The sequence below is a fragment of the Rhodococcus sp. B10 genome (genome assembly GCF_011770055.1).
GTDB classification, from domain to species: domain Bacteria; phylum Actinomycetota; class Actinomycetes; order Mycobacteriales; family Mycobacteriaceae; genus Rhodococcoides; species Rhodococcoides kyotonensis_B.
The window spans coordinates 1-14,668 of the sequence record NZ_JAAFYV010000040.1; the positions used below are offsets into that span (position 1 = coordinate 1).

Annotated in this window: 16 protein-coding genes and 1 tRNA gene; 12 read left to right on the top strand and 5 right to left on the bottom strand. The window is 65.9% G+C overall.

Features of this window, described 5'->3' with window-relative positions; all coding sequences use genetic code 11:
• Nucleotides 1–171: 171 nt before the first annotated feature.
• The 3 genes from RhoFasB10_RS21955 to dcm all read right to left on the bottom strand — a co-directional run bounded on the left by RhoFasB10_RS21955 (nt 172) and on the right by dcm (nt 2,653).
• A complete protein-coding gene (locus RhoFasB10_RS21955) occupies nt 172–588 on the bottom strand; it encodes a very short patch repair endonuclease (protein WP_167678533.1) in 417 nt (138 codons plus the stop codon).
• 80 nt (nt 589–668) lie between these two features.
• Nucleotides 669–1,508 carry a hypothetical protein gene (locus tag RhoFasB10_RS21960; protein ID WP_068423637.1) on the bottom strand — a complete coding sequence of 280 codons (840 nt, stop codon included), beginning with the start codon at nt 1,506–1,508 and terminating at the stop codon, nt 669–671.
• Nucleotides 1,505–2,653: a DNA (cytosine-5-)-methyltransferase gene (dcm, locus tag RhoFasB10_RS21965; protein ID WP_167678587.1), complete on the bottom strand. Its 1,149-nt coding sequence runs from the start codon at nt 2,651–2,653 to the stop codon at nt 1,505–1,507. Before dcm ends, RhoFasB10_RS21960 begins: the two co-directional genes overlap by 4 nt.
• A 215-nt stretch (nt 2,654–2,868) precedes the next feature.
• Between dcm and RhoFasB10_RS21970 the strand changes: the two genes are divergently transcribed.
• From RhoFasB10_RS21970 to RhoFasB10_RS21980, 3 genes are all read left to right on the top strand, one after another.
• Nucleotides 2,869–4,659 (top strand): ABC transporter ATP-binding protein, encoded by a 1,791-nt coding sequence (locus tag RhoFasB10_RS21970; protein ID WP_167678534.1) that lies wholly within the window; start codon nt 2,869–2,871, stop codon nt 4,657–4,659.
• The gene (locus RhoFasB10_RS21975) at nt 4,652–6,481 is read left to right on the top strand and encodes an ABC transporter ATP-binding protein (protein ID WP_167678535.1); all 1,830 of its coding nucleotides are present in this window, start codon (nt 4,652–4,654) and stop codon (nt 6,479–6,481) included. The genes RhoFasB10_RS21970 and RhoFasB10_RS21975 overlap by 8 nt, the downstream gene beginning before the upstream one ends.
• A gap of 88 nt (nt 6,482–6,569) precedes the next feature.
• Nucleotides 6,570–8,675, top strand: a complete 2,106-nt coding sequence (locus tag RhoFasB10_RS21980) for an MMPL family transporter (RefSeq protein ID WP_206031221.1) — start codon at nt 6,570–6,572, stop codon at nt 8,673–8,675.
• Here the strand turns inward: RhoFasB10_RS21980 and RhoFasB10_RS21985 are convergent.
• The gene (locus RhoFasB10_RS21985; RefSeq protein ID WP_346764460.1) at nt 8,662–8,985 is read right to left on the bottom strand and encodes a hypothetical protein; all 324 of its coding nucleotides are present in this window, start codon (nt 8,983–8,985) and stop codon (nt 8,662–8,664) included. The genes RhoFasB10_RS21980 and RhoFasB10_RS21985 overlap by 14 nt on opposite strands.
• Nucleotides 8,986–9,177: 192 nt before the next feature.
• Between RhoFasB10_RS21985 and RhoFasB10_RS21990 the strand changes: the two genes are divergently transcribed.
• Nucleotides 9,178–9,693: a putative glycolipid-binding domain-containing protein gene (locus tag RhoFasB10_RS21990; protein WP_068423632.1), complete on the top strand. Its 516-nt coding sequence runs from the start codon at nt 9,178–9,180 to the stop codon at nt 9,691–9,693.
• Here the strand turns inward: RhoFasB10_RS21990 and RhoFasB10_RS21995 are convergent.
• Entirely contained in the window at nt 9,666–10,673 is a 1,008-nt protein-coding gene (locus RhoFasB10_RS21995) for a prephenate dehydrogenase (protein ID WP_167678539.1), read from the bottom strand. The genes RhoFasB10_RS21990 and RhoFasB10_RS21995 overlap by 28 nt on opposite strands.
• A gap of 32 nt (nt 10,674–10,705) precedes the next feature.
• Here RhoFasB10_RS21995 and RhoFasB10_RS22000 point away from each other — a divergent pair, with 32 nt between their 5' ends.
• From RhoFasB10_RS22000 to RhoFasB10_RS22035, 8 genes are all read left to right on the top strand, one after another.
• A complete protein-coding gene (locus RhoFasB10_RS22000; RefSeq protein WP_068423627.1) occupies nt 10,706–11,266 on the top strand; it encodes a tRNA adenosine deaminase-associated protein in 561 nt (186 codons plus the stop codon).
• The gene (locus RhoFasB10_RS22005) at nt 11,263–11,715 is read left to right on the top strand and encodes a nucleoside deaminase (RefSeq protein ID WP_167678541.1); all 453 of its coding nucleotides are present in this window, start codon (nt 11,263–11,265) and stop codon (nt 11,713–11,715) included. Before RhoFasB10_RS22000 ends, RhoFasB10_RS22005 begins: the two co-directional genes overlap by 4 nt.
• 89 nt (nt 11,716–11,804) lie before the next feature.
• On the top strand, nt 11,805–12,002 hold the full coding sequence (locus RhoFasB10_RS22010) for a CsbD family protein (protein WP_068423671.1): 198 nt from the start codon (nt 11,805–11,807) through the stop codon (nt 12,000–12,002).
• Nucleotides 12,003–12,059: 57 nt separating this feature from the next.
• Nucleotides 12,060–12,150, top strand: a tRNA-Ser gene (locus RhoFasB10_RS22015).
• Between the two features lie 165 nt (nt 12,151–12,315).
• Nucleotides 12,316–12,762 (top strand): GNAT family N-acetyltransferase, encoded by a 447-nt coding sequence (locus RhoFasB10_RS22020; protein ID WP_167678543.1) that lies wholly within the window; start codon nt 12,316–12,318, stop codon nt 12,760–12,762.
• 14 nt (nt 12,763–12,776) lie between these two features.
• Entirely contained in the window at nt 12,777–13,544 is a 768-nt protein-coding gene (locus tag RhoFasB10_RS22025) for a siderophore-interacting protein (RefSeq protein WP_346764461.1), read from the top strand.
• 48 nt (nt 13,545–13,592) lie between these two features.
• Nucleotides 13,593–14,165, top strand: coding sequence for a TetR/AcrR family transcriptional regulator (locus RhoFasB10_RS22030; RefSeq protein WP_167678545.1), 573 nt, complete (start codon nt 13,593–13,595; stop codon nt 14,163–14,165).
• An 11-nt stretch (nt 14,166–14,176) separates the two neighbouring features.
• Complete coding sequence (locus RhoFasB10_RS22035; protein WP_068423616.1) at nt 14,177–14,665, top strand: FBP domain-containing protein; 489 nt, start codon at nt 14,177–14,179, stop codon at nt 14,663–14,665.
• Nucleotides 14,666–14,668: the final 3 nt, after the last annotated feature.

Sequence of the window (14,668 nt, forward strand, 5' to 3'; positions counted from 1 at the left end):
GGGGATCGACCGAGGGCGTCCCGTGCTCACTCAGAGTGACTGGATGTCACCTTCGGTCCGAAAGCCCGGGGGCCGCCCGGGCCGACCGAGGGCGTCCTTTGGTCACTCAGAGTGACCGGATGTCACCTTCGCTCCGAAAGCCGGGTGCGCCCAAAGCCCGGATGCCGCACGTCAGGAATCACCATCCCGCAACGCCGACTCCACCTTGTCTGCCGCGTCGACGGCCGATTCGTGCTCCCACACCCGCACGACCGTCCAGCCCTCGGCGTCGAGACGCTCGTCGGTGTTGCGGTCGCGAGCGACGTTGGCGGCCAATTTGTCGGCCCACCACTGCGCATTGTTGCGGGGCTTCGTCGCGTGCACCGGGCAGCTGTGCCAGAAGCAGCCGTCGACGTACACCGCGAGCTTGCGACGCGGAAACACCACATCTGCCCGACGCCTCATGCCTTTCACCGGTGCGCGGTCGACGAAATATCGCAGCCCGCGACGGTGCAGTTCGCGACGCAGCGCGATCTCCGGCTTCGTGTCGCGTCGACGCTGCTTGCTGAGACGCGCGGACGTCGCGGCATCGGTCAGCGGCTTGGACACCTCATCGAGCCTACTGGCGCTGCATGAATGGCGCACCCAAGCTATCTATTCGTATGAATGGTCCATCGATGCCGAAGGAGCTAGCCGTCCTCACTGTCCTCCGGCTCGGACCAGGTGGGCGCGAACTTGTTCCGCCGCTCGACCTCCCCGTGCACGACGGCGACGAACTCGTCGAACGACAGTGTCTGCGCCTCGGTGGGCCGTCCGTTGCGTGGAGGTGATTCGTCGACGTCGAAGAACCGGACCTCGCCGCGGTCGGGGCCGTCGGTCTCGTACAACCCCACGAACACCTTCTCGAACAGGTCGTATCGCGTGTCCTCGGCGCCCAGGTCCACCCACATCCGACTCGTCCCGCCGACGACGGCACGCTTACCGCGGCCCGATCGTTTGGACAGCGTCGTCACGTGATGCGCGAACGACGACTTGCCGATGTCGCTGGCCTTCGACGGGTCGCCGTCGTCGCACGTGGCGAACGGCTCGAACATGACGGCGACGAGCACGCTGTACGGCTGACGCTGATGCAACACCATCGCCTCGCCACGCAGCTCGTGATCGTTGCGCACGATGTTCTTGGTCCAGCGACCGAACTTGCCGGTGCGAGGACTGAAATCGCGGAAACTGTACGTCTTGATCGACACGCACAGGATCAGACCGAGCGTCGGGTCGAGCGCCTTGACGTCGAGTCGCTTGCGCCCCTTGGCGACGTCGACCTGCGCCTCCTGCCCGACGCCCATCGCATCGGGCGTGATGTTCGGGTAGTGCGGCCGCAACGCGTCGGCGACCGTCTGCGCGAGGTGGTTCGACAGTCGCTGCGCGTAGTTCTTCTTGTCGCTGCGGTCGGCGTCGGGCGCGGGCTTGTCGCCTGCCAACGCCAACGGCCGCAGCAGTGCGGGTGGATCGGGGAACAGATGGTCGGTCATGCGGCTCGCGGGCTGGGGAAGCCGCCCATGCGGTCGAGGTGGGATTCGACGTCGTCGAGAAAGCCGGGGACGAAGCGCAGATTGCCCATGCGGGCGCGTTTGAGGAACCCGGCCGTCGCGCGTGCGGACAGCAGTTGCGAGTCGTCGAGAAACTCGCTCAAGTTCTCGTACGGCTCGTGGACCGGCCACGTGGACCGCTCGACGCGGTAGGCCGACCCGCCACGGCCCCAGGCAGCCGTCGGCCAGGCCTGGCCGGGAAGAATTTCGAGGTCGTCGGACTCGTCGTGCCCCAGGGGATGCTCGAGCTGCGCGGCGACCCACGACGCCATACGCACGGACACCGCGTTGCCGACGAGCTTCCATCGATGTCCGGCGCGAACCCCGGGCAAGTTCAGAGCAGGCGCAGTCCAGTCGGGATCGAACCCTTGCAACCTCTCGGCGCCGACGATGCCCGGCGTGACGATCTCGCCGGACGGCAGGCGCACCGCGGGGGGACTCGCGATGCCGAGCGACGACCCGCCCTTGAGCGTCGGAACGGCGTTGATCGCCCATCCCAGGCCGCGGGTGCCCTCGGTCCAGTAGAAGCCACATGGTTGCTCGCTGGGATCGCCCTCCGGCATCGGGCCCTCGTCCTGGGAGAAGAGCACACCGCGCGGATCCTCGGTACGGGACGCCAGCATGATGACCCGCTGACGACGCTGCGGCAGACCGAACGACCGTGCGTCGACGACGCGATATGCCCACATGTAGCCGAGCTGGGACAGGGCGTCGGTGATGTGGCGCATGGCGGCGCCGCGGCCGAGTTGCAGCATGAACGGAACGTTCTCGATGAGCAGCCAGCGCGGGCCGCTACGACGCTTGACGAGCCGAAACACCTCGTCGACGAGTCCCGATCGCTCACCGGTGATGCCGGCCGTGCGGCCGGCCTGCGACAGGTCCTGGCACGGAAAACCGGCTGCGACCAGTTCGGTGCCCGACGGGAGAGCGCGCAGCTTGGTGACGTCGCGATGCAGCGGAACGTCGGGGAAGTGTGTTCCGAGTACGGCGCCGGCGCCCGGATCGATCTCACACAGCAGTTCCGTCGACCAGCCCTGCTCCGAGAGGCCCAACTCGAGCCCGCCGATCCCGGCGAACAGCCCGACCATCGATCGCGAACCCACGCCGCACCCTTCTCTAGAACACCCGAAACTCGGTGAGAACGTTACTCGAGAACTCCGACAGGTTTTGCCGACACACGGTACGAGCCCTTGACCTCGACATTGCTTCAGGTTCCAGGATGGAATGCGGCGGCCGAAAAATCGGTTGGCTTCAAGGCCGCCGAGTGACAGCATTCTTCGGGCGAGCAGTAAGGGGAATCGACGTGTCCACCGGTGTACTCGAAGAGCAGACGACCATCGTGGGACGGCCGAACTCGCGGCAGAACGAACGTAGCTCCCTGGCGCGCTTCCACCCGTTCATCGCCCCGTTCAAGTGGTACTACGTCGGGTCGGTCGTGGTGTCCCTCATCGCGACGCTGACCGGCCTCGCTATCCCGCTCGTGATGCAGTCCGTCATCGACGGGCCGATCACCGACGGCGACTTCGGCGGCGTCTGGTGGCCTGCGACTCTCGTCCTGCTGCTCGGAACGATCGACGCAGTCGGTATCTGGGTGCGACGGTACCTGGTCTCGGGTCCGTCCAGTCAATTCGAGATCGATGCTCGGGCAACGGTATTCGAGAAACTGCAGCGCCTCTCGGTATCGGCCCACGAAGGGTGGGAATCGGGACAGTTGCTGTCGCGCGCCATCGCGGACCTGTCGCTGTTGCGACGATTCGTGGCATTCGTCGGTCCGTTCATCATCATCAACGCGGTCACCCTCGTCGTCGGACTCGGTGTTCTGTTCGCGGCAGCGTGGCAACTCGGCGTCATCATGCTGGTGACGGCCGTGCCGCTCATGATCATCTGCACCCGTTTCGAGTCGCTCTACCGCGTCGCCGCGCGTGATTCGCAGGACCAGGCGGGCGACGTCACGACGACCGTGGAGGAATCCATTCAGGGCATCCGTGTCCTGAAAGCGTTCGGCCGCAGCGCACATCTGGGTCGACGGTTTCTGCGTGAGGCGACCACACTGCGCGGCACCGAGTTGAAGAAGGTCTGGTACCTCGCAATTCTGTGGTCGCTCATCGTGGGTCTGCCGCCGGTCGGAATCGGCGTGATGCTGGGTTTCGGAACGTATTCCGTCGTACAGGGCACGATGACGGCAGGAACGCTGATCGCGGCCATGGCCATCGTCGCGTTCCTGCTGTGGCCGATCGAAGCGTTCGGATACCTGCTGGCCGAGCTCAACAATGCGCGCACCGCCGCGGATCGGTACTGGGAGATCATGGACACTCCCGAGACGATCCAGGAGCCGATCGCGCCGACGACATTACCGAGCCCGCTCCGCGGTGAACTCGCCTTTCACGACGTCGATTTCACGTTCCCCGACGCGCAGGCCCCACTGCTGTCGGGTGTCGATTTCCGCGTCGAGCCGGGGGAGACCGTTGCGCTCGTCGGCGTGACCGGCAGCGGGAAGACGGCACTGACCAACCTGGTGCCGCGCTTGTTCGATGTCACGGGCGGCGCGGTGACGATCGACGGGATCGACATTCGCACACTGTCTTTGGCAGGCCTGCGGTCGGTGGTGTCGGTGGCGTTCGAAGAGCCGGTGTTGTTCTCGGCGAGTGTGCGCGAGAACGTCACGCTGGGTCGACCGGATGCATCGGATGCGGACGTCGAGGAGGCGTTGACCGTCGCGCACGCACGGGATTTCGTCGAGACGTTGCCGTGGGGCCTCGATACGCGCATCGGCGAACAGGGCATGAGTCTGTCCGGCGGACAGCGTCAACGCCTGGCGCTTGCGCGTGCGGTGCTCGGCCGGCCTCGGATTCTGGTGCTCGACGATCCGCTGTCGGCTCTCGACGTCTCGACCGAGGAACGGGTGCAAGAGAATTTGCGACGCGTCCTGACGCACTCGACGACGATGCTGGTCGCACACCGGCCGTCCACCGCCGCACTGGCGGACCGAGTGCTTCATCTGGAGAACGGGAGAATCGTGGAGCAGGGTACGCACGAGCGCCTTCTGGCGACGTCGTCGAAGTACCGCCACGTGATGGGGTCGATCGATGGCTGAGCAGAAGGCTACGGACGACAAGGACTGGCGCGGAGTAGGAAACGAGGATTCCGACGTCGATTCCACCGGTAACCTGATCCTGGCCGGACGGTCTCGGCGACTGCTGATGTCGCTAATGCGCCCGTACCGCACGCAGGCGCTGCTGGCGATCGCGATCATCCTCGTCGACAACCTCGTGTTCGTTGCGGGGCCGCTGTTCATCGCCTACGCGTTGGACCACGGGATCTCGTCGGCGACCGATGGAAACTGGGTCCCGTTGGCGTGGACGGTGTTCGGATACATCGCATTCGGAATCCTCGGCTCGATCACGACCTACACGTTCCTCATGGTGTCGGGTCGACTCAGCCAGGCCATCCTGTTCGACCTGCGCAAGCGGGTGTTCGACCATGCCCAGAAGCTGAGCCTGTCGTTCCACGAGAAGTACACGTCGGGACGCTTGATCTCGCGACTGACGAGCGATGTCGAGTCGCTGCAGACGCTGCTCGAAAGTGCGTTGAACGACGCGTTGACCGCCATCCTGTCGATCGTCAGCATCGCGATCATCCTCGTGTATCTCGATGTGCCGCTGGGGTTGATCGTCCTCGCCGGTTTCGTACCGCTCGTGTGGGTGACGCGATGGTCGCAACGACGGCAACGCACCGGTTACCGACGCACGCGGGTGGCGATCGCGAAGGTCGTCGTGCACTTCGTCGAGTCGATGGGCGGAATCCGTGCGGTGCAGGTGTTTCGGCGTCAGGGACGCAACAACGCGATCCTGAAAGCCGAGGACACCGAATACCGCGACGCGACGACGGCTGCGCTGCGTGGCATGGCGAGCTACACCGGCATCGTGCGATGGATCGGCAACGTCACGCTGGCCATCATCCTGGTGTTCGGTAGCTATCGAGTCATCAACGGGCACATGGACATCGGCATTCTCGCCGCGTACGTGCTGTACCTTCGCCGGTTCTACGGGCCGCTGGACGAACTCGCCATGGTGTTCAACGCCTACCAGTCCGCTGCTGCCGCGCTCGAGAAGATCTCGGGCGTGCTCGAGGAACAGCCGTCGGTGCAGGCGCCGACGAACCCGGTGCAGCTCGACGAGGCCGCGGGGAAGATCGACTTCGACGACGTCCACTTCGCCTACGACGCCGGCCGCGTCGTGCTGCCGACGTTCTCGCTGCACGTGCCCGCGGGTCAGGTGGTCGCGATGGTCGGTGCCACCGGCGCCGGGAAGTCGACGCTCGCGAAGCTGTTGGCGCGCTTCTACGATCCGACCGCAGGCACCGTCATGCTCGACGGCGTCGACGTGCGAAACCTCGACGAGGAGACATTGCGTCGACACGTCGTCATGGTGACGCAGGAGTCGTTCCTGTTCTCCGGAACCATCGCCGACAACATCCGTCTCGGCAAGCCGTCGGCGACGGACGCCGAGGTGGCCGCCGCGGCCGACGCCGTCGGACTGACCGAGTTCGTCGACACTCTGCCGGACGGCCTCGGCACCGACGTGCGCAAGAGGGGCGGCAGGCTCAGCGCGGGGCAGCGTCAGCTCGTCGCGTTCGCGCGGGTGTTCCTGGCAGCACCCGCGGTCATCGTGCTCGACGAGGCAACGTCCAGTCTCGACATCCCCAGCGAACGGCTCGTCCAACGGGCGCTCGAGACCGTCCTCCGTGATCGGACGGCGCTGATCATCGCGCACCGGTTGTCGACCGTCGCGATCGCGGACCGGGTACTGGTCATGGACGGCGGTGTCGTCGTCGAGGACGGGCCTCCCGCCGACCTCATCGCCGGACACGGGCGTTTCGCCGAACTGCACGACGCATGGGAACACAGTCTGGTGTGACCGCGACCTGCGGCGGTTACGCTCACACGGGTGGCGCCGCCGCACTACCCTGGACAGGCCGGTCGTGTTCTCCTCAAAGCGGGGAATCATGTTCGCCTACGTCGCCAGAACAGTGGTCGCGAACCCGTGGAAAGTCATCGTCGTGTGGCTTGTCCTCGCGTTCGCCGCGATCGTGCTGTCTCCGAGCCTCGGCGATTACACGACGGGTAACCAGCAGACATTCCTGCCGAGTTCGTTCGAATCGTCTCAGGCGCAGGCGGCAGGAAACGAGTACTTCCCGACGGTCGCGGGCGCCACGGGCAGCCTCGTCGTCACCCGATCGGACGGCGCGGCCCTGTCGCCGAGCGACCAGCAGACCGCGTCGGGCCTCGCGTCGACGCTGCAGGGCGAGAACATTCCGGGCGTCGTCGGTGTGACGGCGACGCCTCAGTCGCTGTCGCAGGACGGCACGGCCATGGCGTTGCAGGTGTCGTTCGCGGGTCAGCCCGGCGACGATCTGGTCGACGCGGCCGTCCCGATCGTCCGTGACAACGCGTCGACTGCCCTGCAGGGAACGGACCTCGTCAGCGGCTTGACCGGTAACGCGGCGATCGGCGTCGACACCACGGCGGCCTACGACCGTGCGGATCGCATCATCACCGTCGCGACGGTCGTCGTCATTCTCGTGTTGCTCGGTGCGATCTTCCGAAGCCCGATCATCGCGGTCATTCCTGTGCTCGTCATCGGAGTCGTGCTTCTGGTCGTCACCGCGCTGACCGCCGACGTCGCTGCCCTGTTCGGTTTCGACGTGAGCACGACGCTGGGATCGATCCTCGTCGTGGTGCTGTTCGGGATCGGCACCGACTATGTGGTGTTCCTGTTGTTCCGTTACCGCGAACGACTGCGCAGCGGTGAAACGAACGAAGAGGCATTGCGATTCGCCGTGACCGTCGTGGGCAAGGTCGTCGCGTCGTCGGCGTTGACCGTGATCGGCGCCTTCGCGGCGCTGCTGCTCGCCAAGCTAGGGTCGCTCAGCACGCTCGCGCCCGGGTTGATCATCGCGGTTGCCGTCATGCTCGTGACCGCGCTGACGCTCGTCCCGGCGTTGTTCACCGTGCTCGGGCGTCATCTCTTCTGGCCCCGGGGGCCGGGAAAGACCAGGGACGCAACACCGTTCGCGGCCGTCGGCACGACCATCGCACGCAGGCCCGCCGTCGTCGCCGGCGCTGTGGGTGTCGTACTCGTCGTGCTCGCGGTGTTCTCGTCCGGATACACCTCGACCTACGACACGCTCGGTGAACTACCCTCCGACACCCCGTCGCAAGAGGCGTTCGACACACTGGGACAATCGTTTCCGGCCGGCGCGCTGAGTCCCACGCAGATCTACGTGACCGGTAGCGGTCCTGTCTCGCAGCAGGTGCTCGCTGCGGTGGCTGCCGACGTCACCGGAGTCGACGGCGTCTCCTCGGTGGCACCGCCGCGAATCAGTCAGGACGGCACGGCAGCAGTGATATCCGTTGTGTTGAACGAGGATCCGTACTCGAACGCCGCACTCGATCTGGTGCGAGGACCGGTGCGCGACGCGGCCCACAGTGCAGCGATCCCCGGAACCGAGGTGTTGGTCGGGGGTCAGACGTCGACGTTCGTCGATGTTCGAGACCAACTCCGGGCCGACACGCGAACCGTGTTCCCGGTCGCGGCCGTCATCATCGCGATCATCCTCGGGGCGTTGCTGACGGCGGTGCTCGCGCCACTGAATCTACTTGTCTGCGTGGCGCTTACGTTTGCGGCGACGCTGGGTGCCGTCGTCCTGGTGTTCTTGAAGATCCTCGACTACGACGGTATCGACTTCACCATCCCCATCGTGCTGTATCTGTTCGTCGTCGCGATCGGCACGGATTACAACATCTTGATCGCGTCCCGCCTTCGCGAGGAGTTCCAGAACGGTCGCGAACCCCGCGATGCGGCGAGGGAGGCCGTCGTGAACGACGCACCCACCGTGGCTGCGTCGGGAATCATTCTGGCGCTGACGTTCGCGTCGCTGACGTTGACGGGTCTGGCCAACCTCGCCGAGCTCGGTCTCGGTGTCGCGATCGGCGTGTGCATCGCTGCGCTGTTGATGGCCCCACTGCTCGTGCCGAGTCTGTCTGCGCTGGAAGGACGCGCGTTCTGGTGGCCCATGCGTGCGCGCCGAAGGCGCACTACCAGGGAGTGATCGGCGGCTTCACCCACATGATCTTCTCGTCCGTGTGCGACGGCGTCGCCGCGGGATGCGTCGGATTCTGTGCCGCCCACCGGTCCTTGCGGTCGAGTAGGTCCGCGGCGATGGTCCAGGTCTCCATCGTGCTCGGAGGAGACAGCCCGGCTGCGCGGGCCAGTTTGCGTCGTACCGCGTCGTCGACGCCGAGGAGTTCCGCGCTGCCGATCCCGCGCTCCCAGATGTACCGGGCGAGGGCCGTCGCCTTGTCCTGTCGGCTCTTGGCGGCCTGCTCGGAGTGCGCGAAGTCGAAGTCGCCGGATGTCACGAAGCCCACACTAGTGAGTGGACGCCCAGAAAAGTCACCACCGCTTGGTATGGAGGTACCTTCGTCGCTTACCGTAGTCGAGTGACCACTCCAACATCGGGTGTAGAAGACGCCACCGTTGATTCCGAGGCCGCACCGTCGACGCAGTCCTGGCCGGCGATCCTGACCTGGCGAGCGCACGAAGCGCCCCGCATGGAATCGGTGCGTGTCCAGCTCAGCGGTAACCGCATCAAGGCGTCCGGTCGCATCATCGGAGGCGCCTGCTCGGATCATCCCGCGTTCAGCGCGTCATACGACCTGGTGACCGACGAGCACGGCGTGACCCGCAGGCTTTCTCTGCGCACAGCCGTGGCAGGCGGTGAGAAGCAGGCGTCGGTCAGCCGCGACAACGAGGGCTACTGGATGGTCGAGGGCGCTGCGAATCACCAGCGTTCGACCTACAACGGCGCGGTCGACGTCGATGTCGTCTTCAGCCCGTTCTTCAACACGTTGCCCATCCGACGGCTCGGTCTCGGCACCGACTCGATCGAGGCGCAGGTGCCGGTCGTCTACGTCAACCTGTTGGACCTGAGCATCCAGGAAGCAGCCCTGACCTACAGCAGCGGCGCCGACGGCATCCACGTGCTCTCACCGGTGTCCAGCTCGTCGGTCACCGTCGACGGAGACGGATTCGTACTCGACTACCCCGGGCTCGCCGAGCGCATCTGACGCACGACGCCTCCCTTGCGGCCGGCCTCGCGCAGCCGTTCGATCCAGCCGTCGTCACCCGGTTCGATGTCGGTGATGTCGAACCGTCGGTGCTGCTCGTAGGCGGTTCGTGCGGCATGGCCTGCCGTCACCAGTGCTTCCGTCGAACGGTGGTCGGCCAGCTCTGCACGTGCCCGGGTGAGGACCGCGAGCGCCTCGTCGAGCACGTCGGTCAGCGCCGTCGCGTTGCCTTCGCACATGGCTCGCACGAGACCGGGTGCCGACGCGGCCACCCTGGTGCCGTCGCGAAACGACCCGGCGGCCAGGCCCAGGGCCAGCGCGCCTCCCGACGCCCCGGCTTGCGCCAACGTCTCGGCGAGTAGGTGCGGCAGATGGGAAATTCGGGCGACGGCCCGGTCGTGCTCGGTGCTCTCGACCGGCACGACGACCGATCCGCAATCCAGGGCCAGCGACGCCACCTGACGCCACACGTCCGGGTCGGCGACGTCGTCCACGCCGACGACCCACACCGCGTCGGCGAACAGAGTCGGATCGGCCGCTTGCCATCCCGACTCGTTGGTGCCTGCCATGGGATGACCGCCCACGTAGTTGCGTGCGAGGCCGTGTCGCGCGACGGCGGCGGCCACCTCCGCCTTGACGCTGACGACGTCGGTGACGGGATTGCTCGGCGCATGCTCGGCCACCGCAGCCAGGATCGAATCGACGGCGGGCATCGGAACTCCGACGACGATGAGAGCGCCGCTCTCGGCCGCCCGGGCCAGCGCGGCCACCAGGTCGGTGCCGACGTCGTATCCAGCCTCCGCCGCGCCGGCGATGGCGTCGGCCGATCGGTTGTAGCCCCACGCGTCACGACCAGCACGAACCGCTGCCTGCAGAACCGATCCGCCGATGAGTCCGAGGCCGAGCACACACACGGGAGCTGAAGTCACGCCACCAGGTTGGCATACGGGTACGACCTGTTCTCTCGCGGTGGACTTCATTTCAGGGGCTCTCGGCGACTACCGTTGCCCGCATGGCTGCACAGCGCGGGAACAACTCCGCCAAGGCGAAGAAGTTCGACGGTCCCGAGACGAGCGCGTACGACGATCTGGAGGGCTTCGGTGTCGCCGTCGTCCGCGAGGACGGCAAGTGGAAGGTGACGCCGTTGTCCCCGCGGGCGTTGGGGTCCCTGTCGGTCGCCGAGACGGAGCTGCGGGAGATGCGAAGCTCGGGAGCCATCTTCGGGCTACTCGACGTCGACGACGAGTTCTTCGTCGTTCTGCGGCCCGCGCCGTCGGGAACGCGGTTGCTCGTCTCCGACGCGACGGCTGCCATCGACTACGACATCGCCGCCGACGTCCTCGATGCGTTGAACATCGAGATCCCGGACATCGATCCGGACGAGCTCGACGACATCGAACCCTGGGAAGAGGGTGATCTGTCGCTTCTGGCGGATCTGGGGCTGCCGGAACCGGTGCTGGGCATCATCGTCGCCGAGACGGATCTGTATCCGGACGAGCAACTCGGATCCATCGCGCAGCGTCTCGGTTTTTCCGACGAGCTCTCGACCGTCCTGGACAAGCTACCTCGGTGACCGACGAGGACTACGTTCGTGCCGCTCTGTCGGCGGCGGAACAGGCGTCCGAACTCGACATCCCGATCGGCGCGGTGGTCTTCGACGCCGACGGCCGGGAACTCGCGCGCGCAGCCAACGAGCGGGAATGCACGGGTGACCCGACCGCGCACGCCGAGATCCTCGCGCTGCGCGCTGCGGCGAAAGTCCACGGCGACGGATGGCGACTCGAAGGCTGCACGCTCGCGGTGACGCTGGAGCCGTGCACGATGTGCGCTGGGGCGCTGGTGCTCGCTCGCGTCGGCAAGGTCGTCTTCGGGGCGTGGGAACCCAAGACGGGCGCGGTGGGCTCGCTGTGGGATGTGGTGCGTGATCAGCGGCTCACTCATCGGCCACAGGTTCGGGGCGGAGTTCTGGAAACCGAATGCGCCCGCCTGCTGCTGGACTTCTTCGAGGGCCGACGCTCATGAAACTCTTATGTTTCGGGCGCCAGGTCGGGGGTAAGCCCGTCGACAAGGAACACACCGTGTTCTGCAATCGACATCCTCAGGGAGGCATCATGGGACTCGACGACAAGATCTCGAACAAGGCCGAGGATCTGGGCGGCAAGGCCAAGGAAGCAGCTGGATCGGCTACCGGCGACCGTGACCTCGAAGCAGAAGGCAAGGGCGACCAGGCGTCGTCTGCCATCAAGGACGCCGGCGAGAAGATCAAGGACGCAGCCTCCACCGTCAAGGACAAGCTGACCGGACACTGATTTCCGGTCTGACCAGGCGATTTAACGTCTGGGCGTCACTGCGGTACAGTTTTCCGCGGTGGCGTGTCCGAGCGGCCTAAGGAGCACGCCTCGAAAGCGTGTGACGGGTAACCCCCGTCCGAGGGTTCAAATCCCTCCGCCACCGCCAAAGCTCCCCACCTGCCCCGCGCAGGTGGGGAGTTTTTTTGTGCGCCCGTCATGGACCGAATGTGGCTTTTCGGTCCACCTGTGTGAGCGAGGGTGACATTCGGTCTTCCTGAGTGAGCGAGGGTGACATTCGGTCCGAGCTGCGAGACCCAGTACCGTCGTATCGGTGCAGGTGCGGCCCCGCGAGAACTCCGATCTCCCCGAGTGTGTCCGCGCTCTACGCGAGGTCCACGAGTCCGACGGCTATCCCGACCGGTGGCCCGATGATCCCGACGCCTGGCTGACGCCGACCGAGGCCGATGCGGCGTGGGTGGCCGATGACGCGAATTACATTGTGGGACATGCCCTTCTGGTTCGACGCGATGACGCGCTGTGGGTGTCTCGGCTGTTCGTGCGGCCATCAGGGCGAGGGTTGGCCGTCGGGGCCTCGCTGCTGAATCGGATACGCGACCATGCCGACGGACGGACGCTGATGCTCGACGTCATCGAGCACTCCGGTGCGGCCATTGCTCTGTACGAACGCACGGGATGGTCGCTCGTCGACCGGAGGCCGGCCGGCTGGATCATGGCCGACGGGACCAGGCCGATGGAACGCATCTACGTCGCTGCTTAGGTTACCCTGCCCTCATGAGTAAAGGGGTCGAGGGCATCATCATGAAGGCGTGGCGGGCCGAGAACTACAAGCTCACCGTCACGTACGTCGAACCGGTCACGGACAAGTACATCCGGATCGGGTTCTCCGGCGACGGCGTTCTGGCCGCGCATCCGGTTCATCCCACGCAGTGGATCCGCCTCTGGTTCGACGACGGCACCGGCAAGGAGCGTCAACGCGGGTACACCCTCGTTCGGCAGGATCCCGCGGCCGACACCTTCGCTGTGGAGTTCGCTCTGCACTACGGCCCTGCGTCGAAGTGGGCCGAGAATGCGCAAGTCGGGGACATCCTCGACGCGAGCGTGATCGGGAAGAGTGCGGGGTCGTCGAACTTCTCGATCCCGAATCCGATGCCGCAGGAGTTCGTCCTGTTCGGTGACACGGCGTCGCTACCCGCGATCAACTCCATCCTCGACGCCATCGGCGACACCCCGGCCAGGGTGTGGCTGGAGTGGCAGTTCGAGTCGGACACGACGCTTCCCGTCCACGCGGGCGACGCGCATCAGGTGACCTGGCTGGAACGCGTCAACGACGGCCGTCTGCTTCGGGAGGCGGCCGAGTCGCTGACGCCGACGCCGGGCACTTTCGCCTGGGTGGCGTGTGATGCCCGATCGACCCGGTCGATCGTCAAGACGTTCAGGAACGTGGCCTGGCCAAGGAGTCCATCAAGGCGCAGGCGTACTGGAAGTAGCCCCGTCGTAATTGGGTTGGCGGCGGGACGGTCGTGTCTGTACCCTTCCTAGGGTGGCTAGGAAATAGACCACAAAGGCTAGGGACGAGGCGAGGTCGGCATGGCACGGGCAGGGATCACCGCGACGCGTCTGGTCGAGGTGGCATCGGAGATGGCCGACGACATCGGCTTCGACAACCTGACGGTGCTGGCGTTGGCGCGCTCGTTCGGCGTCAAGGACGCCAGCCTGTACTCGCACATCAAGAATCTGCGGGATCTGCGACAGCGCGTCGCCGTGGCGTCGTTGGCCGAACTCGCCGACCGGGTTGCCGACGCGTTGGCCGGGCGTGCGGGCAAGGACGCGCTCGTCGCGTTCGCCGGTGCGTATCGCGACTATGCGCGGGAGCATCCGGGCCGTTATGCGGCAACGAATTTCGAGCTGGACTCGGATGCGGTGGCCAAGAGCGACGCGCATCGGCACTCGCAGATGTCCCGTGCGGTGCTTCGCGCGTACGACTTGGGTGAGCCGGCGGAAACCGATGCTGTTCGGTTGCTGGGCAGCTTCTTTCACGGCTTCATCGCCTTGGAGTCCGCGGGCGGATTCAGCCACACGCCACGGCCGACCGAAGAGTCGTGGGTGCAGATGCTCGACGTGCTGCACCACGCCCTCGCGAACTGGCCGAACAAGACCTAGGGAGAACCGAGATGGAACCTGTCGACGAGAAAGAGATTCGATCGTCGTTCGTGAACTGTTCGAAGGGCGACACCAAACGGATGGGCATTCCGGCCGATCTGGCCGACAAGGATTGGGAGCAACTCGATTTCCTCGGTTGGTCCGACCCGTCGTACGCCGGGCGCAGTTACATCGTCGTGCCGCAGTCCGGCGGGCTCGTGGGCGTCGCACTGCGGCACGAAACCGGTGGCTCGGATCGTGCCCAGATGTGCACCGTCTGCATGACGATGCATTCGCGCGGCTACGTGTCGCTGATGACGGCACGCAAGATCGGCGAGTCCGGGCGCAAGGGCAATTCCGTCGGCACCTACATGTGCACCGACCTGCTGTGCTCGCTGTATGCGCGCGGGAAGAAGACGCCCGCACTCGGCAACAGGTACCGCGAGAACTTGACGCCGGAAGAGCGGACCTCACGGGTGCGCGAGAACGTCGACGCATTCATCGGACGCCTCTACACCTGACGC

What these genes read in the sequence shown, in the direction of transcription:
- RhoFasB10_RS21960 (WP_068423637.1), bottom strand. Translation starts at nt 1,508, where the DNA reads ATGACCGACCATCTGTTCCCCGATCCACCCGCACTGCTGCGGCCGTTG.
- dcm (WP_167678587.1), bottom strand. Translation starts at nt 2,653, where the DNA reads ATGGTCGGGCTGTTCGCCGGGATCGGCGGGCTCGAGTTGGGCCTCTCG.
- RhoFasB10_RS21975 (WP_167678535.1), top strand. Translation starts at nt 4,652, where the DNA reads ATGGCTGAGCAGAAGGCTACGGACGACAAGGACTGGCGCGGAGTAGGA.
- RhoFasB10_RS21980 (WP_206031221.1), top strand. Translation starts at nt 6,570, where the DNA reads ATGTTCGCCTACGTCGCCAGAACAGTGGTCGCGAACCCGTGGAAAGTC.
- RhoFasB10_RS21990 (WP_068423632.1), top strand. Translation starts at nt 9,178, where the DNA reads ATGGAATCGGTGCGTGTCCAGCTCAGCGGTAACCGCATCAAGGCGTCC.
- RhoFasB10_RS21995 (WP_167678539.1), bottom strand. Translation starts at nt 10,673, where the DNA reads ATGAAGTCCACCGCGAGAGAACAGGTCGTACCCGTATGCCAACCTGGT.
- RhoFasB10_RS22000 (WP_068423627.1), top strand. Translation starts at nt 10,706, where the DNA reads ATGGCTGCACAGCGCGGGAACAACTCCGCCAAGGCGAAGAAGTTCGAC.
- RhoFasB10_RS22010 (WP_068423671.1), top strand. Translation starts at nt 11,805, where the DNA reads ATGGGACTCGACGACAAGATCTCGAACAAGGCCGAGGATCTGGGCGGC.
- RhoFasB10_RS22025 (WP_346764461.1), top strand. Translation starts at nt 12,777, where the DNA reads ATGAGTAAAGGGGTCGAGGGCATCATCATGAAGGCGTGGCGGGCCGAG.
- RhoFasB10_RS22030 (WP_167678545.1), top strand. Translation starts at nt 13,593, where the DNA reads ATGGCACGGGCAGGGATCACCGCGACGCGTCTGGTCGAGGTGGCATCG.
- RhoFasB10_RS22035 (WP_068423616.1), top strand. Translation starts at nt 14,177, where the DNA reads ATGGAACCTGTCGACGAGAAAGAGATTCGATCGTCGTTCGTGAACTGT.